Annotated in this window: 8 protein-coding genes; all 8 read right to left on the reverse strand. The window is 50.1% G+C overall.

Annotated elements, in window-relative coordinates:
* Window positions 1-31: 31 nt before the first annotated feature.
* Window positions 32-19,996, reverse strand: a complete 19,965-nt coding sequence (locus BP95_RS30335; RefSeq protein WP_036667063.1) for a non-ribosomal peptide synthase/polyketide synthase — start codon at window positions 19,994-19,996, stop codon at window positions 32-34.
* A 639-nt stretch (window positions 19,997-20,635) separates the two neighbouring features.
* Complete coding sequence (locus BP95_RS0113485) at window positions 20,636-21,349, reverse strand: GntR family transcriptional regulator (protein WP_028532443.1); 714 nt, start codon at window positions 21,347-21,349, stop codon at window positions 20,636-20,638.
* Between the two features lie 9 nt (window positions 21,350-21,358).
* On the reverse strand, window positions 21,359-22,396 hold the full coding sequence (locus tag BP95_RS0113490; RefSeq protein WP_021252558.1) for a sugar kinase: 1,038 nt from the start codon (window positions 22,394-22,396) through the stop codon (window positions 21,359-21,361).
* Window positions 22,389-23,144: a 2-dehydro-3-deoxy-phosphogluconate aldolase gene (dagF, locus tag BP95_RS0113495; protein ID WP_021252559.1), complete on the reverse strand. Its 756-nt coding sequence runs from the start codon at window positions 23,142-23,144 to the stop codon at window positions 22,389-22,391. Before dagF ends, BP95_RS0113490 begins: the two co-directional genes overlap by 8 nt.
* Window positions 23,137-24,249, reverse strand: coding sequence for a DgaE family pyridoxal phosphate-dependent ammonia lyase (locus tag BP95_RS0113500; RefSeq protein ID WP_021252560.1), 1,113 nt, complete (start codon window positions 24,247-24,249; stop codon window positions 23,137-23,139). Before BP95_RS0113500 ends, dagF begins: the two co-directional genes overlap by 8 nt.
* Entirely contained in the window at window positions 24,203-25,333 is a 1,131-nt protein-coding gene (locus BP95_RS0113505) for an amidohydrolase/deacetylase family metallohydrolase (protein WP_028532444.1), read from the reverse strand. Before BP95_RS0113505 ends, BP95_RS0113500 begins: the two co-directional genes overlap by 47 nt.
* A 213-nt stretch (window positions 25,334-25,546) precedes the next feature.
* On the reverse strand, window positions 25,547-25,942 hold the full coding sequence (locus BP95_RS0113510) for a DUF6508 domain-containing protein (protein WP_028532445.1): 396 nt from the start codon (window positions 25,940-25,942) through the stop codon (window positions 25,547-25,549).
* A 15-nt stretch (window positions 25,943-25,957) separates the two neighbouring features.
* Window positions 25,958-26,335, reverse strand: coding sequence for an SH3 domain-containing protein (locus BP95_RS0113515; protein ID WP_021252563.1), 378 nt, complete (start codon window positions 26,333-26,335; stop codon window positions 25,958-25,960).
* Window positions 26,336-26,536: the final 201 nt, after the last annotated feature.

Genomic DNA, 26,536 nt, shown 5'->3' on the forward strand with positions numbered 1-26,536 from the left:
ACAACCGAACAACAGTGTCAAATGCAGCAATTTAGAATGCAAAGTCAATTTCTTCTTCCAATTCTTCCTCTTGATAAGCACTGCCGCTCAGCTGAATATCCTCCAAGCGGATGTCAGGCTGCTCGCAAGCTTGAGATAGAATTTCCAAGAAGTCTTCTGCGAAATTCGCAATCATGTTGGCGGAAAACAGCTTTGTGCAATATTCAAACTGCCCGCTCAGCATGCCGTCTTCGATAGCCATTTCCAAGGTTAAATCGAATTTCGCAACCGTATGTGATGGAATTAGAGGCTCGAAGGCCAATTTACCCAGGTTGATCGTGCGCGCTTTTGCGTTCTGCAGGACGAACATTGTGTCGAATACCGGATTACGGCCTGGAACCCAAGCATCCTCTAACTGCTCCACCAGCTTATCGAACGGATAATCCTGATGCTCGAAGGCGCTCAGCGTCGATTCCTTCACTTCCTCTAAATAACTGCGGAACGTCTTGACATCATTTGGGTAATTGCGAATCGCAAGCGAATTGACGAACATCCCGATTAGCGGTTCTACATCTACATGGGTTCTGCCCGCAATTGGGGTACCCACAACCAGGTCATTTTGTCCTGAATATTTATGAAGCAAGGTCGTATAAGCCGCCAGCAGCACCATATATAGGGTTGCTCCCGATTGGGATGCCAAGCGCTGCAGCTTCTCGTTCAACTGCCCATCAATCGCAAAGTGCAGCTTATCTCCGTCATAGCTGCGCTGCTCGCTTCTTGCAAATTCGGTCGGCAGCTCCAGTAACGGAAGTTCATTGCCCAATGTCCGCAGCCAGTATTCTTCATGTTCCTTCATCTGCTCGCTGCTTGCTTCTGCCTGCTGCCACAGCACATAATCTTTGTACTGGATTTCAAGTGGAGGAAGTTCCTCTCCGTCGTACAAGCGAGCAAGCTCGTCAACCAATATGTCCATAGAGATCCCGTCCGATATGATGTGATGCATATCGAACAGCAATAGATGTTGTTCTTCTTGCTCAAGTTGGACAAGTCCGACTCTCAGTAGTGGAGGCTGCTCCAGATCAAAATCGCGAACAAACTGCTTGGCAACCTGCTCCATATCCTTCTCTCTCGCAGTCGAATACTCTAACGCGAAATCAACGTGCTGGTGTACGCGCTGTACAGGCTCACCATCAACCATTTCGAAGCTTGTGCGCAGTGTGTCATGGCGTGCAATCAATCGCAGCAGCGCCGCTTCCAGTCGATTTCGATCGATGTGTCCACTTACGGACATCGCCCCCGGCATGTTGTAGCTCTGCTGCGCTCCTTCAGCCTGGTGAAGAATGTATAACCGCTTCTGGGCTGAAGCCAATGGATAATGCTCGGCCATTGGCGCGATAGGAATCGCTCGGTGCTCCTGCTTCTCCAACTCGCCGATCGCCTGCGCCATCGCTTCCAGCGTCGAATAGTGGAAAATATCCCGCAGCGGAAGAGCAACGTGCATTTCCTTGCTTACCTTGCTTGCCAACGCAGTTGCGCGCAAGGAGTGCCCGCCCAATTCGAAGAAGTCGTCCTTCACTCCGATTTGATCGAGACCGAGTACTTCCTGCCATATGCGAACGAGCTTCACTTCCAATGCTGTTCGTGGTGCGGCGTGATCAGTTCCCGTCTGAATCACGTCCTTCGGAGCAGGGAGCGCTTTACGATCAAGCTTGCCGTTCGGCGCCAGCGGCATCTGCTCCAGCTGAATGAAGTACGATGGAATCATGTAGCTTGGCAGTTCAGCAGCAAGCGCCGCTCTAAGGTTACCTACCGTTGGATCGCCATCTGCGACATAATAGGCGCAGAGTGATTTCTGTCCGTCTTCCTCTTCTCGCGCAACTACAACCGTCTCCCGAATTTCTTGGACATTCAGCAGTGCAGTCTCCAGCTCGCCCAATTCAATCCGATATCCGCGGATTTTCACTTGATGGTCGATTCGGCCCAAGTATTCGATATTGCCGTCAGGCAGCCACCGTGCCAAGTCTCCGGTTCGATACATCCGTTCGCCGACGGAAGGAATTGTAACGAATTTCTCTGCTGTCAGCTCTGGACGGTTCCAGTAACCGCGCGCCAACCCCACTCCCGCGATGCACAGTTCACCAGCAACGCCGATCGGCTGCACTTGATTATGCTCATTCACGATATAAATGCTCGTATTGTCAATTGGCTTGCCAATCGGCACACTTACATAAGTCTGGCCTGGCTCGCAGTCGAAGTACGTTACGTCCACCGTCGCCTCAGTCGGCCCGTATAGATTAATAAGCTGCGCTCCGCTTGCAGGTGCAATATAACGGTGGAACCGCTCGACCTGTGAGGCAAGCAGTGCCTCGCCACTCGTGAACACCTGCCGCAGCGGTGCGAGACCGCGCTCACGCTCTGCATCTGTCATTTGCTCCACATGCTCAAGGAACGCGTGCAGCATGGATGGAACGAAGTGCATCGTCGTTATTCGGTGACGCTCAATCGCATCCACAATCGCATGTGGGTTCTTCTCCCCACCGACTGAAAGCATAAGCACCTTCGAGCCGACAAATGCCCACCAGAACAGCTCCCAGACCGATACGTCAAACGTGATCGCCGTCTTCTGCATAATCGTATCTTCCGATCCTATCGGATAGCGCTTCTGCATCCACAGCAAGCGGTTGATGACCGAAGTATGCTCGACCATAACCCCTTTTGGACGTCCGGTCGTTCCCGACGTATAGATGATGTAGGCGATATCGGTCGGCTTGTTGACTGGCTCAGGATTCGAACCGTCCTCATCGTATGCTTCTGCATCATCCAGATTGATGATGCGGCCCGCGAAGTCAACCTCTTCTCCCGCGCTTCCTTGAACAAGCAGCACCTGAGCCTTGGAATCGTCCAGCATATATCGAATGCGTTCCTCTGGATAATCCGGTGCGATAGGCACATAGGCGCCTCCTGCCTTCAGAATCCCCATAATGCCAACCATTAGCTCCAGAGAACGCTCTGCCATAATACCGACAATCTGATCGGGTTCAACCCCTGCCGCACGCAGCGTCCTTGCCAGCCGGTTCGCACGTTCGTTCAGCTCTCGGTAGGTTATGACGTCATCCCCATACAGCACTGCTGCAGCATCCGGCGTCCGCTGCACCTGCTCTTCGAACATCCAATGAATCGTCTGTTCGCGAGGGTAGTCGACAGCTGTGTCATTGAATGCAGATTGGACTTCTGCCTTCTCCGCTTCGGTAGAGAGCTGCACTTCAGCAATGGAGATTGCAGGATTGCCTGTTACTTGCTCCAGTACATGCATCAGATGATGATGCAGCCGTTCCATATGACCGCGATCATACACTTCCGAGTTGAAATCAAAGCGAATGATAAGTTCATCACCCGGCACTACCATTAGATTGAAATCATAATTGGTCTGTTCAGCTGCTTGAACATCGGTTAAAGCGAGAGCTCCGTCGTTACCGTCTCCGGTTTGCTCCATTCGCTCGTCCAATGGATAGTTCTCAAACACCATGATGTGGCTGATTAGTTCCGACTTCTGTGACGTTCTCGATTGAATCTCATAGAGCGGATAATAATCATATCGCCCAGATTCGAGTGCCGCATTTTGCAGCTGCTCCATCACGTCTGAGAAGCTTGCGCCGGCTTCGCAGCTTACACGAACCGGAATCGTGTTAATGAATAGTCCAATCATCGATTCGACACCCGGAACATCAGCAGGTCGACCCGATACGACTCCGCCGAACACGACATCTTGCGTCCCGTTATACTTCTGAAGCACGATCCCCCAAGCGGCTTGCAGCAGCGTATTTAACGTAACTTGATGCTGCTTGGCAATCCGAATCATACGGGAAGTAAGATCAATTCCGAGCTTGCGGGACGCTTGTTCCAGCACATATGGCTTATCCTTGCCTGTGATCTTCCCATTTGGCAATCGTGTCTGCTGCTCGTAGCCCGCCAAGTACCCGTTCCAATATTCTGCCGCCGCACTCATGTCCTGCTCTGCCAGCCATTCGATATATCGGCTATAGTCAGGCAGGTTGGCCTCTTTATTCCGCATGGATTCGGCAGATCCGGGAATTCCGACCGTTCCAGTAGCTTCAGTAGTTCCGGCTGCATGATTCGTGACAGCTGAGTATATGCGGAACAACTCGTCCGTCAACTGCGGCAAGCACCAGCCATCCATCAGAATATGATGAGAACTCCACAGTACATGGCAGCTAGATGCCTCCGTACGCATCAATGTGACGCGAACAAGCGGATCGCGTTCCAGATCGAACCCTTGCAGCTTGTCGCTCGCGACAACACGTTCCATCACAACTGCTTGCTCATCAGCTGGCAATTGGCTCAGATCCTCGTACGTGAATGTAATTCGTCCTTCCCGGAACACCATCTGTACCGGTTCCCCGTCCAAGCTGCAGAAGTTCGTCCGCAGCACGGAATGCCGGGCAGCCAGCTCGTGCAGGCTCTGGGCAAACAGGGCAGGATCAAGCTCACCTCGCAGAGTAAATCGGGTTTGTTCGAAATAAGCACCCGATGCGCCTTCTTGACCATCGAGAGCGTTATGGAACCACATCCCCTTCTGCATCGGGGTCAGCATGTACATATTTTCGATGATGCCAAGCTCTTTCGTCTCTTCAGCAATCTGCTCCAGCTGTTCGATACTCAGTCCTTGCAGCAGCAGATCACTCGGCGTCAATTCTGTCTGCTCACGTGAGACACAGTGGTCGATGATCTCGAGCAGACTCTCGTGGAAATGGCCTGCCAGCAGTTCCATCGTCTCCTTGCGGTACTCTTTCTCGTTGTAGCTCATATCCAAGGTCAATATGCCGTCAGTTATGGCGCCATTGATGTCGAGGACATATTGACGTGTATGCAAGGCGCTTCCATCGGAACCTTTCGAATATGGAGACAACATCATGCCGCTTCCCATCGAGTCTTGATCGAATTGTCCCAAGTAGTTGAAGCTAATCTCTGGGGCAGCTCCCCATTCCAAACTATCTTGCGGCTCAGACAAGTAGCGGCATATGCCGTAACCGATTCCCTTGTTCGGAATCTGCCGCAATTCTTCCTTCGCTCTCTTGATGTGGTACGCCAAACCTCGATCTCGCTCCGCTTTCAGCAGAACCGGATATTCGCTTGTGAACCAGCCGACTGTCCGTGAAATATCTAGGTCGCCTGCGATTGGCTCACGTCCATGACCCTCTAGGTTGACGAGAATTTGATTGTGCCCACTCCATTTCTGTATGGCTATCGCGAGAGCGGCCAGCAAGATCTCATTCATATCGGTGTTATAGGCTCGGTGCACCCGCTTCAGTAAATGCTCCGTATCCTGTTGATTCCAAGCTACGGTGACGGAATTACTGTCCTGCTGCAGACTTGATTCTGTGTCAAAGTCCTTCGGCAGCGGATTCGCTCCAGCGTTCAAGACGTGTCTCCAATAGCTACGCTCATGACCCAAATCCGTGTGTGCAGCATATTCGACTAAACTCCGTGACCACGCAGCATAAGAATCGGTCTTCGAAGGCAAGCGGATGTCGTCACCCTTGCACGCTTGCTCGTAGCCTGCCGCGATATCCTCCAGCAGGATGCGCCATGATACTCCGTCTATGACAGCATGGTGGATCGCGATGAGCAGATGATGGCCTTGCTCGCAGCGGAACAATCCAGCCTTCACAAGCGGCCCTCCCTGCAAATCGATGCTAGTCTGGATGTCGTTCGCTTTCGCTTCGATAACCTGTTCGGCATCTCCACTGTTTGCGATATCGAAGGCAAGGAAGTCGAACAGCTCACCCTCTTCGATTGCCCGATTCCAAGCCGTAACCCCAGCGTCTGATTTACGGAATACCATTCGCAGCGCATCATGATGCTCCACGATGGTTCGTAAAGTCTTGCGCAGAGCCACTTCATTAAATCCGTCCTGCCGGTACAGCAAGAACGACTGGTTATAATGATGCATGTCATCTAGATCCAGTCCGAAATACCAGCGTTGGATCGGAGTAAGCTCGACCTCTCCAGACACCTCGCCTTGATCGGCTATCCTGCCGATCGGCTGAAGCTGTAGACTCAATTGCGCTATCGTCGGGTATTTAAATAGGTCGCGTATTTCCAACTTGTATCCAGCCTGATGCAGACGCGATGACACTTGAATCGATTTGATCGAATCTCCGCCCAGTTCGAAGAAATGATCATTCGTTCCAACCCGCTCCACATGCAGGACACTCTGCCATGCGGCAGCCAACGCAATCTCTGCATCCGTGCGTGGAGCTTCATATTCCGTCCCCGTATACGCAGCGCCTTCCGGTGCTGGAAGTCCCTTGCGATCCAGCTTGCCGTTTGGCGTAAGCGGCATTCGCTCAAGCCTCATGAAGTGCGATGGTATCATGTAGGCCGGCAATTCCTTCGCTAACGCAGCTCTCCATTCACCTGCCGTAAGCTCACGCTCGGATGTGTAATAAGCACACAGTACCTTCCGCCCGCTTCCATCTTCCTTCGCGACGACGGCTGCTTCGCGGATATGCGGCGTTTCCTGCAGCTTCGATTCGACCTCTCCGATTTCGATGCGGTAGCCGCGAATTTTCACCTGATGATCGGTGCGCCCGATTAATTCAATGTTGCCGTCCGGCAGCCATTTCGCCAAATCCCCTGTACGATACATGCGTTGACCGTCAGCGAACGGATCGCGCACGAATTTGTCTGCTGTCATTTCTGGCCTATTCCAGTATCCGCGTCCGACTCCGGCGCCTGCGATATACAGCTCTCCAGCCAGACCAACAGGCTGAAGCGACAAGTTCTCACCGAGAATGTACATCGATACGTAAGGAAGCGGCTTACCGATTGGCACAGAGCGTACTGAATCTGATGAAATCGGCTCATAGTAGCTCGAATCAACGCAAGCTTCCGTGACGCCATAGCTGTTAATAATGCGCATGTGTGAACTGAAGCGATCGCGCAGCTTGCGGAATTCATCTGCAGGACACAGATCGGAGCCAATAATTAATAATCTCAGGCTATCGATGTCCAGGCTATGCTCATACACATGCTCCATAAGCGGAATGACGAGAGCAGGTGTCGATTCGAACATCTGAATGCCGCTGCTGCGAAGAAGCTCTGCTAGTGCACCCGGGTTCGCTCTTGTATCGCTCGGGCAGAGTACAAGCTCTCCTCCATGCAGCAGTGTGCGAGCGAGATCACCTGAGAATACGTCGAACGAGAAGCTCGCCCATTGCAGCCAGCGAATGCCCGGCTCATGCAATTCATACTCGGCCTTCCAAGCCTCTGCCATCGCAGCGAGCTGACGATGCTCGATCATGACTCCCTTCGGATTGCCGGTTGTACCCGATGTATAGATGACATAACAGAGATGGCCAGGCTCGCAAATCGGCTCCAGGTTCGTATCGTCCTCATGATAGGAAGCTTCGTCTTCCAGCAGCACCCACGTTCCCTCGAAGGTCACTTTATCTTGTAAATGACACTGCGTCAGAAGTATACTTGCCTTCGCATCTTCCAGCATGTAGCGAATGCGATCCTCCGGATATTCCGGATCAATCGGGACATAAGCTCCGCCTGACTTCAAGACGGCCATAACTGCCACGACCATATCAATCGAGCGATCGGCCATAACGCCAATTAAGTCATCTGGCTCCACACCTTCTGCCCGCAATGTTCTCGCAAGCTTATTCGCCCGTTCGTTCAACTCGCGGTAAGTCATGCGCTCATTCCCGAACACGACTGCAAGTTGCTCCGGTGTCCGTTCTGCCTGTTCTTCGAACAATCGATGTATCGTTCCATCAGGAGCTTTCAATGAATGGGTTGGATTGAACACCTGCAAGATCTCGTCGCTCTCCTGCACGGTAAGCATTCCTAGTTCGCCCAGTTGCGCATCCGGGTGATTGACGATGTCCTTCAACAATTGGCTGAAATGCTCTGCCATGCGGTGGATCGTCTCTGATTTGAACAAGGAAGTCGCATACTCGAAGCTGCAATCCAGCCCCGCCTCATCTGCCTTCACATCCAAGCTCACATCGAACTTCGATATTGTGTATTCCAGTGGATATGGCTTCATTTGAAGCTCACCCAGGGAATCAGCCTTCATGTCCGTATTGTCTAGAGCGAACATGGTGTCAAACAGCGGATTGCGGCTTAAATCCCTAGTCAACTGCAGACCTTCCACCAATTCCTCAAACGGATACTGTTGATGCTCGTAGGCCCCCAGCATTGTGCTTCTAATCTCATCCAGATAGGAACGGAATGCCTTAGCACCTTCCGGATAAGCACGAATGGCAAGCGTATTGACGAACATGCCAATTAACGGTTGAAGTTCTTCATGTGTTCTGCCGGCAATCGGTGTTCCGACCACGATGTCTTCTTGGCCCGTATACTTGTGCAGCATGACGGTATAAGCAGCTAGGAGAACCATGTACAATGTCGTTCCGGTGTCTGCGGCAATTCGCTTCAAACCATCTGCCACGTCCTTATCGATTCTAAATGGCAGCGTGAGACCGCCGTATTGCTGCATGGCCGGACGAGCATAGTCTGTTGGCAGCTCCAATATCGGCAATTCACCTTGGAATTGGCCAAGCCAATATGCTTGCTGATGCTTCAACTGTTCCTTCTGGGCCTCTGATTGCTGCCATGCCGCATAATCCTTGTATTGAATATGAAGCGGCGGTACCTGTTCCCCGTGATAGTGCCGCATGATTTCCTGCAGCACGATACCAATCGATACGCCGTCGGAAATAATATGATGCATATCGAACAGAAGTACATGTTGTTCCTTCGTCTCCGCAATCTCGATCAACCCGACACGAAGCAGCGGCGGCTTTTCAAGCTCGAATGTGCGGATGAACTGTTTTACTTGCTGCTGAGCCTCTTGTTCTTCGACTTTCCGATATTCAATCGCGAAATCCACAGTATCATGTATTCGCTGTACAGCCTCTCCCTGCACAAGCTCGAAGCCGGTGCGCAAAATATCGTGACGCGCAATCAATTTGCGGAATGCAGCCTCGAACCTGCTTCGATCCAACTCGCCTTCGAGCAGCATGATGCCAGGCATGTTATAGCCCTGCTCCGCCCCTTCAAGCTGGTGAAGGATATACAGCCGCTTCTGAGCGGAAGATACCGGATAATGATCCTGAGCCTCAGCAACCGGAATCGAAGAATAGGATTCCTCCGCCATCTCGGACATGGCAGCTGCCAGTTCTTCTATCGTAGAGAAGCGGAACACATCGCGCAGCGGCAACTGGATATTCATCTCTTGGTGCACCCTGTTAACCAGCGCAGTTGCCCTTAAGGAATGTCCGCCTAGCTCGAAGAAATTGTCTGTCACGCCGACCTGCTCAATTCCAAGCAGTTCCTCCCACATGCGGGCTAAGCTAGCTTCCATTGGTGTACGCGGCGCTACGTATTCCTTGCCCGTGTTGATGCTGCCTTCCGGTGCAGGCAGCGCCTTGCGGTCAACCTTCCCGTTGGAGGTAAGCGGCATCCGCTCCATCTGCACGAAGTAGGATGGAATCATGTAAGCTGGCAGCTCCTGCGCCAATTCGGTTCTCATTTCCCCTACGGTCAGTTGCCGATCCGCCACGAAATAAGCACACAACAGCTTTTCGCCATTCTCCTCTCGTGCAATAACAATGGCTTCACGAACCGATTCTACCTTCGTTACTTGGGCTTCTACCTCGCCTAGCTCGATTCGATACCCGCGAATTTTTACTTGATGATCAATCCGGCCTAGGTATTCAATGTTGCCGTCAGGCAGCCACTTCGCCAAGTCGCCTGTCTTGTACATCTTGCTGCCCGGTTCGAATGGATTGTCAACGAACCTGTCCGCGGTCAACTCAGGGCGATTCAAATATCCACGTGCAAGCCCTTCTCCTGCGACAAACATTTCCCCGGCCACGCCTATTGGCACGCATTGTCGATTCGCATCCAGAATATAGATGCGCAAGGTCGGGATTGGGAATCCGATATTGCTTCTTGCCTGCTCGATCTCGGTTTCCGTGATCTCTTTGTACGTGACATGAACCGTTGTCTCAGTAATCCCGTACATATTAATCAATTGCGTCCGCGGATATTTCGCTCTCCAGTCCTTAAGCAACTGCGGACTCAGCGCTTCTCCGCCGAAGATCACCATTCGAATGTTCAATTCAGGACTTCCATCTGCAAGTGCTTCCCTTATTAACTGATAGAAGTAGGTCGGTGTCTGATTCAAAATCGTTACCCGCTCTTCAGCCAGCAGCTGCAGGAACATGGCAGGGTTTTTGGCTGTAAGCTGCGGCACAATCACCAATTTCCCTCCGTATAGTAAAGCGCCGTACATTTCCCATACCGAGAAGTCGAAGCAGAAGGAGTGGAACAGCGTCCATGTATCAGTTGAACGGAAGTCGAACAGATTTCTACTGTTGAACAACAGCCGCACGACGTTCTTATGTTCAATCAATGTCCCCTTCGGCTTGCCAGTCGTTCCCGATGTATAGATGACATAAGCCAGATCGGAAGGCTTGTTGACCGATGGCGGATTGGACTTGTCCCCGCTGTATGTCTGCTCGTCATCAAGGAACAACACAGTGCCTTCGTAGGCAACTTGATCCCGTAGTTGGCGAGGCAAAAGCAAAATATCTGCCCCGGAATCGCTCAGCATATAACTGATGCGCTCTTCTGGATACTCCGGATCGATTGGCACGTAAGCTCCTCCGGACTTGAGTATGGCGAGCAGCCCCACAAGCATATCCGTCGTACGCTCGGCCATGATGCCTACCAGCTTGTCTGCACCGATGCCTTCTGCACGGAGTACCCACGCCAAGCAGTTAGCCCGTTCATTCAGCTCCTGGTAAGTCAAGAATCCGTCTGTTCCCGTTACAGCAATCGCATCAGGCGTTCTTTCGACCTGTTCCTCGAACAGTCGGTGAATCGTCTTATCACGCGGATAATCCGCTGACGTATCGTTGAATTGTTCGAACAATTGCTGCTTCTCTGTCTCCGTTATGATGCCAAGCTGCTCCAACCGAGCTTCGGGATTGCTTATGACTGCTTCCAGCAATTGATTGAAATGGCATGCCAGCCGTTCAATCGTTTCTCGATTGTACAAGGCGGTTGCATATTCAATACTGCACGCCAGGCCATCGACATCTTCTTCGACATGAAGTGTAAGGTCGAACTTAGCAACGGCATGCTCAATCGGATTCGGCGTCACGGCAAGCCCATCGATGGACCATGCGCCTTTTTCTGTATTTTGCAGGACGAGCACAGTATCGAATATTGGATTACGGCTTACATCTCTTGTCGGTTGAATATGATCAACAAGCTCCTCGAACGGATATTCCTGGTGTTCATATGCTTGTAATGTGGATTGCCGAACCTCCCCTAGGAAGGAGCGGAACGTCTTCTCTCCAGCCGGATAATGGCGAAGTGGAAGTGTGTTGACGAACATACCGATAAGCGGCTCGATGTCTGCATGCGTTCTACCGGCTATCGGCATCCCCACGATGACGTCTTCTTGTCCGGTATACTTGTGAAGCAAGGCCGTATACAACGCCAGCAGCACCATGTACATCGTGGCATCCGAACCCGCTCCAAGCTGCTTAAGCTGGTCCGCCTTGTCGGCAGGAACAATGAATTCCAACGTGCTTCCTGCAAAGCTGCGGAATGCAGGCCGAGTGTAATCCACTGGTAGCTGCAGAACTGGAAGCTCGCCTCGCAATGTCTCCAGCCAATACGCCTTCTGCTCTTCCATCTTGGACAAGTATGCTTCCGAATGCTGCCACGAAGCATAATCCTTGTACTGAAGACGCAATTCAGGCAATTGTTCGCCGCTATACAGTGCAACGAATTCATCTAGCAGAATGCCCATGGATGCCCCGTCCGAAATAATATGATGCATATCGAACAGCAACAGGTGCCGACCTGCGTCCACTTCGATCAGTCCGACCCGAAGCAGTGGTGGCTTATTCAATTGGAACGCCCGTACGAACGAGCGAATGACTGACTCCGCTTCCGATGCAGCTCCAACAATCCAATGCTCGACAGTAAATTCTACATCGCTGTAAATTCGCTGCATGGGTTCCCCGTTGTGCATTTCGAACCCGGTACGCAGCACTTCATGTCTTGCTATCAAGCTGCGGAATGCCGCCTCCAAGCGATCGCGATGGAGCTTGCCTTCAATCGCCATGACGCCCGGCATATTGTAGGACAGTTCTGCGCCCTCCATCTGATGAAGAACGAACAGCCGCTTCTGCGCGGAAGATACCGGGTACCACTCTCGGTCTTCCACCCGAGGTATGGATGCAAAGCTTTCCTTCTGCATCCCCTGTATGGCGAGAGACATTTGTTCAATCGTCGGGTAGCGGAATACATCCTGCAGTGGCAGCACAACACTCAACTCCCGATGCACCTTGCTGACGAGGGTCGTCGCGCGCAAGGAATGGCCGCCCAGTTCAAAGAATGAATCTGTAACGCCTACGTTCTCGAGACCAAGCACATCCTTCCAGATGAGTGCGAGCTTAGCTTCCAGTTCCGTGCGCGGCTGGATTTGAATATTCAAATGCATTCCTTCCCCTGGTTGAGGCAGAGCTCTGCGATCCACCTTGCCGTTAGGTGTCAAAGGAAGTTCTTCAATCTGAATAAAATGCGACGGGATCATGTAAGCTGGCAGTTCACGAGCCAGTGTCTCCCTTAGTCCACTAGCTGATAGCTCAGCTTCCGTTGTGAAATAGGCGCATAGCTCCTTCTGTCCACTCGAATCCTCCCGCGCGATTACAGCCGCCTCGCCTACTTCATCGATCCGCAGAAGATAGGCCAATACCTCACCTGGTTCAATCCGGTAACCGCGAATCTTCACTTGTTCGTCGCAGCGCCCGATAAATTCGATTGAACCGTCTGGCAGCCATCTCGCCAAATCGCCTGTCCGATACAAGCGTTCACCTGGGATAAATGGATCATTCACGAATTTCTCTGCTGTCAATTCCGGACGATTCAAGTATCCTCGTGCCAAGCCATCCCCGCCCGCATACAGCTCTCCACATACGCCAACAGGAAGGGCGTTCCCAGCTTCATCCAGCACATACACTCGCGTATTGCTAATCGGTCGGCCAATCGGAATCGAGCAGCCTCGATCCAAATCAGCAGCCGTAATGGTATGGCAGCAGGTGAAGGTTGTATTTTCCGTCGGCCCGTAGCCATTAATCACCCTTATACCATTATGCTTCTCCATCACTTTACGCACGTGTGTAGGAGATACAACATCTCCGCCCACAAGCAGCTGCTTGACTCCGTAGAAGCCCTCGATTTGCTGTTCAACCATGACCTGGAACAAACCAGCTGTCATCCACAACGTCGTCACCCGATGACGCTGAATCGCTTCGCTCCAATCTGTAAGCGACACATTGCCAGGAGGCAAGATGGCCAGCGCAGCCCCATTCAGCAGACTTCCCCATATTTCAAAGGTTGCTGCATCGAACGAGATTGTGGAACCTTGCAAGAAGACATCCGAACTGTCGATCTCGACATACGTCGCGCCGCATACGAGCCTGACCACCCCGCGGTGCGTTACGCAAACCCCTTTCGGTGTTCCCGTAGACCCTGACGTATAGATGATGTATGCCAAATCGTCTCCAGCCCCATCAATAGACAGGTTTGTACTTTCTATATCTTCCATTAAGTTGCTTACGTCTGTCTCGTTAACATCCAGCACGATCACGTTAAAATGTTCAGGCCATAAGCTGCACAGATGCTTCTGTGTAACCATCGTCGTAATGGATGTATCTTCGAGCATTGCACTAATCCGCTCTTGAGGGTAAGCCGGGTCGATCGGTACATAAGCCCCGCCGGACTTCATAATTGCCAGTAAGCCGACGACCATATCCAGCGATCGATCCGCGCAGATGCCAACCAGTTCACCGCTCGTTACCCCGGCATGCCGGAGTCTCCGAGCCATTCGATTGGCTGCGGCATTCAACGCTCCGTAGGTCATCTGTTCATTTCCAAACACGACAGCTAGCGCGTCTGGCTCATGTTCAGCTCGCTCCTCGAACAATCGATGGATCGACTTCTCGCGCGGATAAGCCACGAACGTATCATTAAATTCGCTCATCATTACGGCACGCTCTTCATCCGTCGCCAGCTGCAGCTCTCCTATGGATATCCGCGGATTCGATGCAACTTGTTCCAGTACATGCAACAGATGCTGCTTCAACACATTCATATCCGCTTCTTCGAGTGCTTGTTTATTAAAATCGAAGCGAATGACGATATTGTCGCCAGGTATGATGATGAGGTTCAGATCATAATTCGTCTGTTCTGTTACGGTAACGTCTGTCAGCTTCAGTCCACTGCCGTCTGAACTGTTAAATTGATCGAGCTGCTGCTCCATCGGATAGTTTTCAAGAACCATGATGTGAGTTATGAGATTCTGCTTCAGGGTGCACTGTGCTTGGATTTCATACAACGGATAGTAGTCGTGCTTGGCAGATGACAATGCATCTTCTTGCATACGCGTCATTACTTCTGCAAATCTCTCCTGCGCCTGACTGCTCACACGCACGGGAATCGTGTTAATGAACAAACCAATCATCTCTTCGATTCCGACTAGTTCTGCCGGTCTGCCGGATACAACGCTGCCGAATACAATATCTGAAGTTCTGTTGTATTTCTGGAGCAAAATTCCCCATGATGCCTGCAGCAATGTATTCAATGTCACTTGATGCTGCGTTGCAACTTGATTGAGAGCAAGGCTCAGGCTTGTGCCTAGATCGATCTGAACCTGACCTGCTTCATATTGACCAGAATGTCTGCGCCCCTTGCTATGCGGAAGTTCTGTCGTCTCTTCAAATCCAGACAAATAATTGTTCCAATAGGCCGCGGCTGCGGATTCATCCTGCCGCTCCAGCCATTGAATGTAATGATTATAGGAAGGTACCGAAGCAAGAATCGGCTTCTTGTCTTCCACCAGCGCGGAGTACGTGTTGAATACTTCAGCAGCGACGAGCGGGAGACACCATCCATCCATGACGATGTGATGGGAGATCCATAGAACTTCATACACTTCGTCTGCCGTCTGGAGTACGGACACGCGCATGACATCCCCATTCTCAAGGTCAAAGCCTTGTTCGCGTTCCTTGGCCGCTTCGTTCTCAATCGCCACAGCCTGCTCATATGCATTCAGGGAACGCAAATCTTCGTGCTTCACGCTGATGCGCTTGCTCCGAAATACAACTTGCAGTGGTTCGCCATTCGAATCGACGAGGAAGTTGGTACGGAATACAGCATGCCGAGCCGCCAGTTCATTCCAGCTTGCAGCGAAGGCTTCGATGTTCAGCGTTCCCTCAAGCGTTAAGCGTGTAAGCTCGAAATAGGCCCCCGCCTGGCTGTCCATAGCTGTATGGAACCACATTCCCTTCTGCATCGGCGTTAATGCATAGATATCCTCTACTTCACCGATACCGCTTGTCCGTTCAACGATCTGCTCCAACTCTTGAATGCTAATGCGCTGCAATGACACGTCACTTGGCGTGAGCTCTGTTCGCTCCTTGGCCACACAATGCTCGATGATTTCAAGTAAGCTGTCCCGAATCAAGCTTGCCAATCGCTCAATCGTCTCAGCACGATATTGCGTCCGTCCATAGCTGATGTCGAGCTGCAATTTGCCGTCCGAGACCATGCCATTCATGTCCAGCAGATAAGGTCTTAGCTGATCTCCCCCAATATTGCTGCCGGTAGAATACGGCGATGGAGAAAACCCGCTGTTCTGGAAATCTTGGTCGAACTGCCCCAAGTAGTTGAAGCTGACCTCAGGAGCTGTTCCCCAAACCTCACAAATACCCGTGTTGGATAAATATCGACAAATGCCGTAACCAATCCCTTTATTCGGAATGCTGCGCAAATCTTCTTTGACCGACTTGATGATTCGCGGCAGTTCTTCCTCAGAGCCCACCTCGAGAAGCTGCGGATACTCACTCGTGAACCAGCCTACCGTGCGTGTGATATCAAGATCTGGCAGGATCGACTCCCGACCATGTCCTTCCAAATTAATTCGGATGCGCTCATGCCCACACCATCTCCGGAATGCAATGCCGAGTGCCGTTAAGAGAAGATCGTCCATCTGCGTGTTATAGGCCCGATGCGCCTGCTTCAACAGCAGTTCGGTCTCACTAGCACTCCATTCAACCGTGACCGATTCGCTATCTCGTTGAAGAGCAATCCCAGCATAATCCGTCGGCAGTGGAGTAATCGTCGTCTGTGCGACTTGGTGCCAATATTTCAGCTCCTCGTTCATGTTAGACTGCTGTGCATATGCTGAAAGCTCTCTTGACCATAACCGGAAGGAGTCGGTCTTGTCAGGGAGACGAATCTCGCTGCCTTGAAGTGCCTGTTCGTATCCGGTGGCGAGATCCTCGAGCAAAATTCGCCAAGATACGGCATCAATAACAGCATGATGAATGACGATAAGCAGGTGATCTCCATCTGGGCAGCGGAACAATCCTGCGCCTACAAGTGGCCCTGCCTCTATATCGAACCCCGCCTGAATCACATTGGCTTCAGCTATGAGCATGTTGTGAAGAGATTCTTCGCTTTCTACGCCAGCGGAACGTTCCTTGATATCCAACACATCAAGACGGTAAAGCTCGCCTTCTTCGATTCTCCGGTTCCAGGCCGCGTATTCTCCCTGTTCCGTGCGGCGGAATACCATGCGCAGCGCATCATGATGTTCCGTTATCTTGTGCAATGCATTGCGAAGTGCCGCTTCATCGAATCCAGCCTTGCGGTGCAGCATTATGGATTGATTGTAATGATGCAGACTCACTTCATCTCGATCAAAATACCAGCGCAATATAGGAGTGAGCCCAACCTCACCACTCTCTTCTCCCTGCTCAGCTTTTCGCTGAACCTCCACCAGATGTGGACTTATTTGTTCAATGGTCGGATACTTGAACAGATCCCGGATATCCAGCTTATATCCAGCTTGCTGCATGCGAGAAGATACTTGAATGGACTTGATCGAATCTCCACCTAGCTCGAAGAAATGATCCAAAATACCCACTCGCTTGACTCCAAGCACCATTTTCCAGATGCTAGCCAGCGTTTGTTCCGCTTGGTTACGAGGCTCCACATAAATCTTGCCGGAATAGTCCTGACCAGACGGTGCAGGCAATCCATTCCGATCGATTTTGCCGTTCGGCGTAAGCGGCAATCGTTCCAGCTTCATGAAATAAGACGGAATCATATAATCCGGTACTTGTTCTGCTAGGGTTGAACGCAATTGCTGTACGGATATCTCGCTGTCGGCAACATAATAGGCGCACAGAGCTTTCAGTCCATTTTCATCCTCGCGCGCTACGATAACGGCTTCCCGCACGAGTGATGTTTGCAGCATGCGCGTTTCAATTTCTCCTATTTCTATCCGGTTACCCCGAATTTTGACTTGATGATCGAGCCTTCCAAGGTATTCGATGTTTCCGTCCGGCAGCCATCTTGCCAAATCACCTGTCCGATACATCTTTCCTTGTGAGTAGGGGTCATCAACGAATTTTTCTGCTGTCAAGTCATCACGGTTCAAATAACCTCTGCCGACACCGGCTCCACCTATGTAGAGCTCTCCTACAATTCCAATTGGCTGAAGCGCCTTGTTCTCGTCTAGAATGTACATAGATACCGAAGGCAGTGGTTTACCTATCGGAAGCATGGTGATGGAATCCACACTACCATTTTTCTCGTAATAGCACGCATCGACGCAAGCCTCAGTCACGCCATAGCTGTTCAGGATTCTCATTTGCGAGCCGAATCGTTCCATCAGCTTGCGATATTCCGCAGCCGGGCAATGATCCGAGCCCACAACGAGCAAGCGCAGACTGCTTACATCCTTCCCTTTTTCATGCACATATTCCATCAACGGAATAACGAGGGCTGGGGTTGATTCGAATATGTGGATGCGATGTCTTGCGATTAGCTCGCATATCGCTTCAGGATTAGCTCGCGCTTCGCTTGGGCAGATGATAAGCTCGCCTCCGTACAGCAGCGCTCGTACCATGTCTCCCGTAAATACGTCGAAGGAGAAGCTTGCCCATTGCAGCGTCCGAATTCCCGATTCATCTAATTGATAGGCATGCTTCCATGCATCCCCCAAGGCTGTAATCTGCTTATGCTCAATCATGACGCCCTTCGGCTTGCCAGTTGTACCGGATGTATAGATGACATAAGCCAAATGATGTGCTTCGTTGACCGACTCCAAGTTATCGCGGTTTGCTTCATAGTCGTTCTCATCATCAAGCAATACCCATGTTCCTGTGTAACCGAGCCGTGTCTGTAAATGACTTTGCGATACGAGTACTCTTGCATTAGAGTCTTCCAGCATATATAAAATGCGCTCTTCTGGATATTCAGGATCTATCGGAACGTAGGCTCCACCCGCCTTCAATATTGCAAGTATACCGACGACCATCTCAATCGAGCGGTCTGCCATGATGCCTACGAATTGCTCTGCTGCTACACCATGGGCTCGCAATGTTCGAGCGAAGCAATTGGCTTGTTCGTTCAGTTCCTTGTAGGTTAGGTGCCGATCTCCGAACACGACAGCAACCTGATCAGGCGTGCGTTCGACCTGTTCCTCAAACAACTGGTGAATCGTTCGTCCAACTGGCTGCGGCGTTGACCAATTCCCGTTGCTGAAGCGTGTCAGGATGATCTGAGCTTCCTTATCACTGATCATGGACAACTGCTGCAAGCTCTGGCTCGGATTACTCAACATCTGATCAACGATGGTCATCATTTGATCGATGATACGAATGACTTCATGCTCTTCGAACAACTGTTTGCGATAATCGATATTGAAAATGATCTGATTATCATCCACCATATCTTCTACGTGAACTGCAAAATCGTCTACCTCATGACCGCAAAAGCTGCTGCGTTGGCGGGCGGCTAGTTCTCCGTGACTGGACCAGCGTATCGGCATATAGTCGATGGAAATACGGTACAAATCCTGAATCTCAACACTATTATTTTGCTCTCTTAAATCAAGAATAAGCTGGTTGTAAGGATACTTCTGATGCCGCAAAATTGCTTTTTGCTCTTTGGCAACGTTATGTAGGAAGGTTAGTACATCTTGGTCTGGGGAAATCGTCAAACGAGCGGCTACCGTGCTTACGAACATGCCCAGCGCATCCTTGTCTTGCCTGGAAGTTCGATTCGCATAAGCGGCACCGACAGCAATATCGTTGTTCCCTGTCGTCTTATATAGAAATGCGTATAAAGAACCTAGAAATAGAGTAAAGAGACTGATATTGTGCTGCTGGCTAAATCGGTAAAGCTTCTCGTACATTTCTCCGCTAACCGTGATGCTTGTCCGACTGGCCTCAGTGCCGATTGAATGAGGAGGGTAAGATTTGATACCTATCACTTCTGGCATTGTGCTGAACTTATCCAGCCAATAAGCCTTATCTTTCGCGTATCGATCAGATTGTTCATACTCTCGTTCCGCGAATATGTAATCCAGGTAAGTGCTCTCTTGTTCATCCGTGTCCGCGTTGCCACTCACCATTGCGGTATAATTCTTCATGATTTTATAAGCGATAAGATGAGAAGAGACGCCATCCGTTGCAATATGATTCATTTTCAAATTGAACCATGCTTCCTCATCATTGACGTTAAATACGACAAAGTGATATAACGCTGGGTCGAACATATGGATAGGAATATGATTAAATCGCTGTAACCAGCTCTCAGCTTCAATCTGATTATCCCACTCTAAGTAATCAACGTGAGGGACGATTTGCTCTACGGGAGCAAATTGCTGCTTCGGCTGATTGTCTGTCATTGCGATTCGTATTCGGAAGGCATCATGCTGCATAATCACTTGATATATCGCCATTTTCAAAATCTCAACGTCTACCTTGCCTCGTATGTACATTGTTCCAGCAACGGTAGTAACTGACGTATTAGGATGCATCATTTCTGTGTACCAGATTCTGCGCTGCGCTTGCGTCAAAGGATACCATTCGTTAGGATTCGCGTTCACGTTGACTCTCCCCTATTCGAAAAATATTCGTAAGCGTCCGGAAACATCATCAGTGGATTCTGTTCCAAAAGAGTTCACAATCATATCCGCAGAAGAGATAAGATACATGGCTATATGAAGTTGTAATTGCTCGTCATGATCGTGGTTATCAAGGCTATTGTTGAAAAATCGTAAACTGTGATGGGGATCTAAGTTGGATTACGGGCAAAACCTGTTCCTGACAAATTGTGACGAAGTAGTATAGAGGCAGAAACGAATATAGACATTTATGAGGCTCGAATTAGGCATTGCTTGTGATGCTGGACACCTCCTCATATAAAACTCTACATGTGTAACCCTATGGAGGAAGAAGATGCACCTTCTGTAGAGAAAGTTAATGATTTCCATAACGTATTATATACAGTATTGAGGCCATTAACAATATCATTTACTATAAATTAGCATAATTCTTTAATTTTTTGTAAATGATCACCGTTTTCTGTCAATCATTTTTCACAATTCACCCACTGCTGTACAATCCCCCAAACAAAACAAGACAGAAATCCCTCTTCCCCTATGCAATCGAACTGAAATCTGCATGAAGAGCGGGCTTTCTGTCTTTTATGAATTTACGTACATCTGATTCGAACAGGTATGGATTTAACCATCATAATTGACAACATAGCTGTGAAGTTCCGTATGATAATATCCTTCGCTATATTCAATCAACGCCCCGTCAATGTCATATGAATAGCGGGAACGCTTTAATAGCGGCATTTCGTGATTGACTTCTAGTATTGATCTCGCAGCCTCTGGTGCAGTCGCAACAGCAAACTCGTCTTTATATTTTCCAAGCTCGATATGTTGATCTTCGAGCCATTCATACAGCGACTGCTCGCTCAATTCAGATAGATCGAGCCCTTCCTCCTGCAGCCTTACATAATGGGTATAGTGAATATATGGCGTTCCGTTCAAATCATATACCCGTTCAATGCACAGGCAATGTCCTCCGAACAACTGAAATGGAATCGTTCCTGCTTCATTGTGTATGACCTCGGCCCGAATGATTCTTTTCTGAATTTTGTGGCCTTCTTCGACTAGGATTTCCGTGAACCGCTTCCATTTGGACAGCTTCGAGACGGAAGTATTGCGAATGACCTTGGTTCCCTTGCCGCTTCCTTTCTCCACATACCCTTCCTGCACAAGCTCAATAATTGCATTGCGCACTGTAATTTTGCTAACATGGAACTCTTCTTCAAGCTGCGGTTCCGAAGGGATGTATGTCCCTAGCGGATATACACCGTGCAAAATGCGCTCTCGCAAAATATTTCTTACCTGTACGTACAAGGGACGTTTGTTGCGTGACAATCTCAATGTTACTGCCTACCTTTCTACATCTATCCCAGACTCCACCATCGCTCGCAGCACCTCACGCTCCGTGGCCATTGGTGTATCACCCTCAAATGTGTGTGCAAGCATGCTGGAAGCAGCGGCGAACTCTACCGTCTGCTCTGGAGCGAAGCCTTGGAATTCTCCGTGCAAAATACCGCATGTATAGGCATCCCCCGCTCCGATCCGATCATGAACCGCAAACGTTAATCGTTCCGAGAAGGTAAAGGAATCCTGCTTATACATGAAGCCTTGCAAGGAATGCGTCTGATTCTCGTGAATAGCGCGGTGAGTACCTGCTATGACCGAAATATTATACAGCTTCGCAACTCGAGGAATCAACTCCTCCAGCTGTTCGCGCCGCTCCGTCTTCTCAGTCTCCATCCCGAGCGTCAGCATCGCGTCCTTCTCATTCATCATGACAATGTCCGCGAACCTAAGCATCTCTTCATAATGTGCCCTTGCCTTCACATAGCCCTCTTCGCCCCAATGCGCAGGACGATAGTTGCAATCGAAGATGACAGTACCTCCCGCAGCCTTAACGGCGGCAGCTAATGCCTTCATATGTTGGCGAACACCATCATTCATCGCGAGTGCAATGCCGCAGAAGTGAATCGCATCGATGCTGCCAGCAATCCCACTGTATGGATACACATCATCGGGCGCCGTATTGAAGCTGCTTCCAAGCCGATCTGTATAAGTTACGCGCCCAGGACGGGGACCGAATCCTTGTTCTAAAAAGTACATGCCGATATATTTGCCGCCATGGCTAATGAATGCCGTGCCTATCCCGAGCTTGCGCAGATATGCCTCCGCAGCTTCGCCAAGCGGATTGTCTGGCAGCCGCGATATCAAATAGGCATCATGGCCGAAGCGAGCAAGCTGCGAGCTAACGTTGACGCCTGTACCCGAAAACGAGTAATCCAGATGATTGGCTTGGCTTAATCGCTCCACGCCAGGCACCGTCAGTCGCATCATCACTTCGCCGAAGGCCGCTATTTTCTTCATGCCCAGCTTAGGCACATTAGGCATAATACTCGACCCATTTCTTCATCTCAGCGTATAAAGTGCGAATATCCTCTACCTTCGTGTTGCCCGTTGCTTTGTCCACGATTGAAGAGTACACATGTGGAATGACAATGGGCACCTTCGCTTCCAGTGCAATGCGCAGGATCGCTTCGAAGTTATCCAGATCAATGCCGCCCGTCGGCTCTAGTGCTAACCCTTCTTCACCGCACGCCTTTGCAACCGCCCGAAGCTCTTCTTCGCAGGCAAGCCCGTTCATCGGGAAGTATTTCAATGCATTCCCACCCATATCACGTACAAGCGCGATTGCACTCTTAATAGGAACAATGGCCTTGTCTGCCTGATCCGCACTTACTGGACCTGTCGAAATGTTAACGTATCCCACCTGCCCAGTCGGCGATACCAAGCTGTTAATCCAGCTATCCTTGCCATTCAAGTTCGCGCGGGTTGCCCCAACCGAAGGGAATACTTGATTGATATGACCGCCGCCATAATGCTTCGCAATCTCTGCCACTACTGCCGCTTGACGATTGTCGCCAGCCCCGAGTCCAATTGAAACTGCATCGTCAATCGCAGCGCCGTATTCCTTCATCGCTTCTACAGCCGACTCAACCGTCGGATAATTTTTGGACAGGACGCCAACAAGTACATGACCTTCTGCCGCCTCGAAAATTTCCTTTGCATTTTCCACACTGTTTGCCAGCACATTAAGCGCCGCGCGTCCTTTGTATAAACGTTTATCCATATTAGACATGAGTAGGCCCTCCCACTAATTTGCGAATATGTGACTCAATGACGTCCATGTCATCCCCCATAAGCGGACGCGGATCGATATCGAAGTATCCTTGTCTAACCCCGTAGTCACGGGTATAAATAGCGATTTCCCCTTCCTGCAAGCCCTTCACAACGTCCTTCGCCGTCGTGCTGGCCAGAGCAGGATCGATCTGAATGCGAGCACGGTATATTGCACGCCCCGCTTCATCCTGTACAATCGTGCATGTGACACCCTGGAGCTCATTCAGCGGCATAAGCTTGGCAAGCTCTGCCTTCTCCTGTTCGCTCTTGTCTTCCTTCACCATATATTCGTCCAAAGCCTGCAGCAGTCCGAACACGGATTCTTTGCCTACCTTCATGCTCCGCCCGATCCCGTGAAGCTGTACCTTCACCCATTCGATGGCTTGACGTTTGCCCGCTACTATGCCTGTCGTTGGACCTTCAATTGCTTTGGAGCCGCTATAGATCGCAAGGTCAGATACCTGCACATACTTGTGCAAATCTTCTTCCGCAGCCGCATCGACGATGAGCGGTACCCCATTACGCTGCGCGACTTCCCAAGCTTCCTCAACGGATATCATGTTTTTTTGCACAGCATGGTGGGATTTCACATAGAGAATTGCCGCGGTGTGCTCATGAATGGCATCCTCGATATGCTCAGCCTTGCCTTCGTTCGCATACCCAACCTCCACGAGTTTCCCGCCGCCTAAGTAGACCATCGTCTCGACAGGTGCACCGTATTGGACATTATGACCTTTTAAAATAATGATCTCGTTCTTCTCAATCGGATCTTGATGCAGGCGAAGACTCTTGCGGCGGTTGCCTTGCGTCACGATTGCCGCAACAGACAGTGCAATCCCGCTTGATGCTGAGTTGACAATAACGGCTGCTTCGGAATCGATGAGCGCTGCAACGTAATCGCCTGCTTTATTGACAAGGTCGGAAATTTCCACATAGCTCTGTCCGCCGATCTTCATCGCTTCCATTACCGTATCGGACACCGCCGATACGCCGAGAATACTCATGCGTCCGCTGGCATTAATGACGCGCTTCAGTCCGTACTTTACATGCAACGTACTCGCCATTTGCAAACACTCCCTTGGTTACGATATGTTGATGCCCGATACGGACATCGCCTTCTGAATCGATGAGTTCAATTGGCTCATTGCGTACTTCGAACAGCGTCAAGTTCGCGCGATCTCCTACTTGAATGCGACCAAGCTCCGGCTTGCCTAACCATCCCGCAGCACGTGTCGTCACGCCGCCGATCACTTCTTCAAGCGTATACCCTAAGTACAAGAACTTCGACAGCACATGCGCCAAGCTGTATACAGGACCGTTCTGCCGGTTGCCGCGATAAATGTCTGAGCTGATTGTATCCACGGGAATGTGATGACACTTAGCCGCTTCCGCTACCTTGAAGGAGAAGCTCGCCGTTCCGTGTCCAACATCAAGATGGACACCGCGTGCTACCGCCTCCTTCAGCACATGAAGCGGTTCTCCCTTCGCATCAAATAAGTTGTTTGCTTTACCATTTAAATAATGTGTGATGATATCCTTCTGCTGCAAATAAGGAACGATCTCTTCAATATCCGGAGGTGCTGACCCGATGTGCACCATAACAGGGAGCCCCATGTCTTCGGAAAACTGCCGTGCCTTGCGAAGCGGTTCAATGCCGCTGTCCAGCACAACACTTCGACTAATCCGAGCTTTGAGGCCAACAATGAAGTCTTTATATCGTTCTACCGCTTCCTTCACCGCTGATTGATCGACCCAAGACATATCCGATAATTCATCGATACGCTTCAGCCCAATTTTGGAGATATTGAGGAATGCCAGTACATTCGTGACAGATTGTTCCGCCTTCTCCTTCAGTTCCCCTATTCGCTCTGCCCCCAAGCTTCCGGCGTCAATGATGGTCGCAACTCCCTGCTCGACACCTATCGTATCAATGGCGTCGCCATAAGGATCAAATTCCTCAAACGCATGGACGTGCATATCAATCCAGCCGCTTGACACGTATGTATCCGTTCCGCTGTAATCCAATATCCGGTCACCTTGACCCTTGCCTGCTTCCGTGATGGCGGAGAGAGTTCCATCATCGACTACGATGTCTATTGTTGTGCCGTCCACACACATCACGCCTCTTATGACGATCCGTTCGCTCATGCTGCTCACCTCGCTTCGTGTAAACAATCTATCAATCTAACAACTTGATTTCATAATGGTTGAATTAAGGCCAAGCCAAACATTATAATGTTTGAATTCATAGTAGCACCGCATGTCACCGACGTCAATATAACGTTATAATGTTTATGGATATAAAAAACGAGTTATCGTTTTTTCGCCATAACTCGTTGACTAGACACCTAATAGTGCTCTTTATTCCTCCGGAAATAACTCTCTTAATCGACGCAAAATTATCGAAACATTCCCATTTTGAAAAACGGCTGCGAACATTCCTTCATTGAATCGATCGCCACGAATATAGCAGGTCATAAGTTTACGAAGCGTATCGATATCCGCGTTCCTAATTTGTTCATCGATATTATTCCTGATGTCCTGATAGGTTTCGTGCTCCGCGAGCCAAGCTTTCCAATCAAACACAATCAAAAATCCGCTATCATCAAGCGCTTTTCGAAATGCGGTAACCACTTCACTTTCACAAGGATACCCGTTCACGATTCGAATATGTTCATGATCGGCGTCTTGTAAACAATCAATGAAAACGAGGAGTCTTTCTATTTCTGTCCTTGTTAGAATATGAATGTCACTCAATGCGCTAACCACCCTTTACAAAAAATATTCGTCTGCAAGTTGTAGATTTCCCGCTGGTACCCATCCTTCTTCGGAGTTCATCCGATGAGTGCACCATCTCCAACCATTCAGCTCCCTATGACCCACGAGCTGATCGCCTTCATCAACATTCAATTCTCGTGCGGTATAATCCTCAATGACAATTGCTTCCGTCCCCTTAGTGTCAAGGAGCTGCATCGGAACCCATCCGCTGATTTTTTGGTTTCCCTCTGATTGTGTCGTGCAGAAAATCCAGTTCTCCCAATATTCAGGCCCTTCATATTTTTCACCCATAATGACGGATTGACCCTTTATTAACGTCAGCGGATTGGGATAATTGGATCTATGCTTCTTGATCACGATATAATCATTCATTTGTACACACCTCATCATGTAATTACTGCTTCACATACGAGTATTGTACCATCATAGCCTTTCCCGGAAAAGAACAAATGTTCGATATTATGAAACGTTACTTACCCCGCGTACTAGCTGCTGAGGCTGAACTTTCACATCCCTCAAAACATCATTCTCGCCTTACTTGTAATACAGTTCATCGCGCTTCTTTAACGGCAA

Origin of the sequence: Paenibacillus sp. UNC217MF, assembly GCF_000686865.1 — a bacterium.
GTDB classification, from domain to species: Bacteria; Bacillota; Bacilli; order Paenibacillales; family Paenibacillaceae; genus Paenibacillus_B; species Paenibacillus_B suaedae.

What these genes read in the sequence shown, in the direction of transcription:
- BP95_RS0113490 (WP_021252558.1), bottom strand. Translation starts at nt 22,396, where the DNA reads ATGCCTAATGTGCCTAAGCTGGGCATGAAGAAAATAGCGGCCTTCGGC.
- dagF (WP_021252559.1), bottom strand. Translation starts at nt 23,144, where the DNA reads ATGTCTAATATGGATAAACGTTTATACAAAGGACGCGCGGCGCTTAAT.
- BP95_RS0113500 (WP_021252560.1), bottom strand. Translation starts at nt 24,249, where the DNA reads ATGGCGAGTACGTTGCATGTAAAGTACGGACTGAAGCGCGTCATTAAT.
- BP95_RS0113505 (WP_028532444.1), bottom strand. Translation starts at nt 25,333, where the DNA reads ATGAGCGAACGGATCGTCATAAGAGGCGTGATGTGTGTGGACGGCACA.
- BP95_RS0113515 (WP_021252563.1), bottom strand. Translation starts at nt 26,335, where the DNA reads ATGAATGATTATATCGTGATCAAGAAGCATAGATCCAATTATCCCAAT.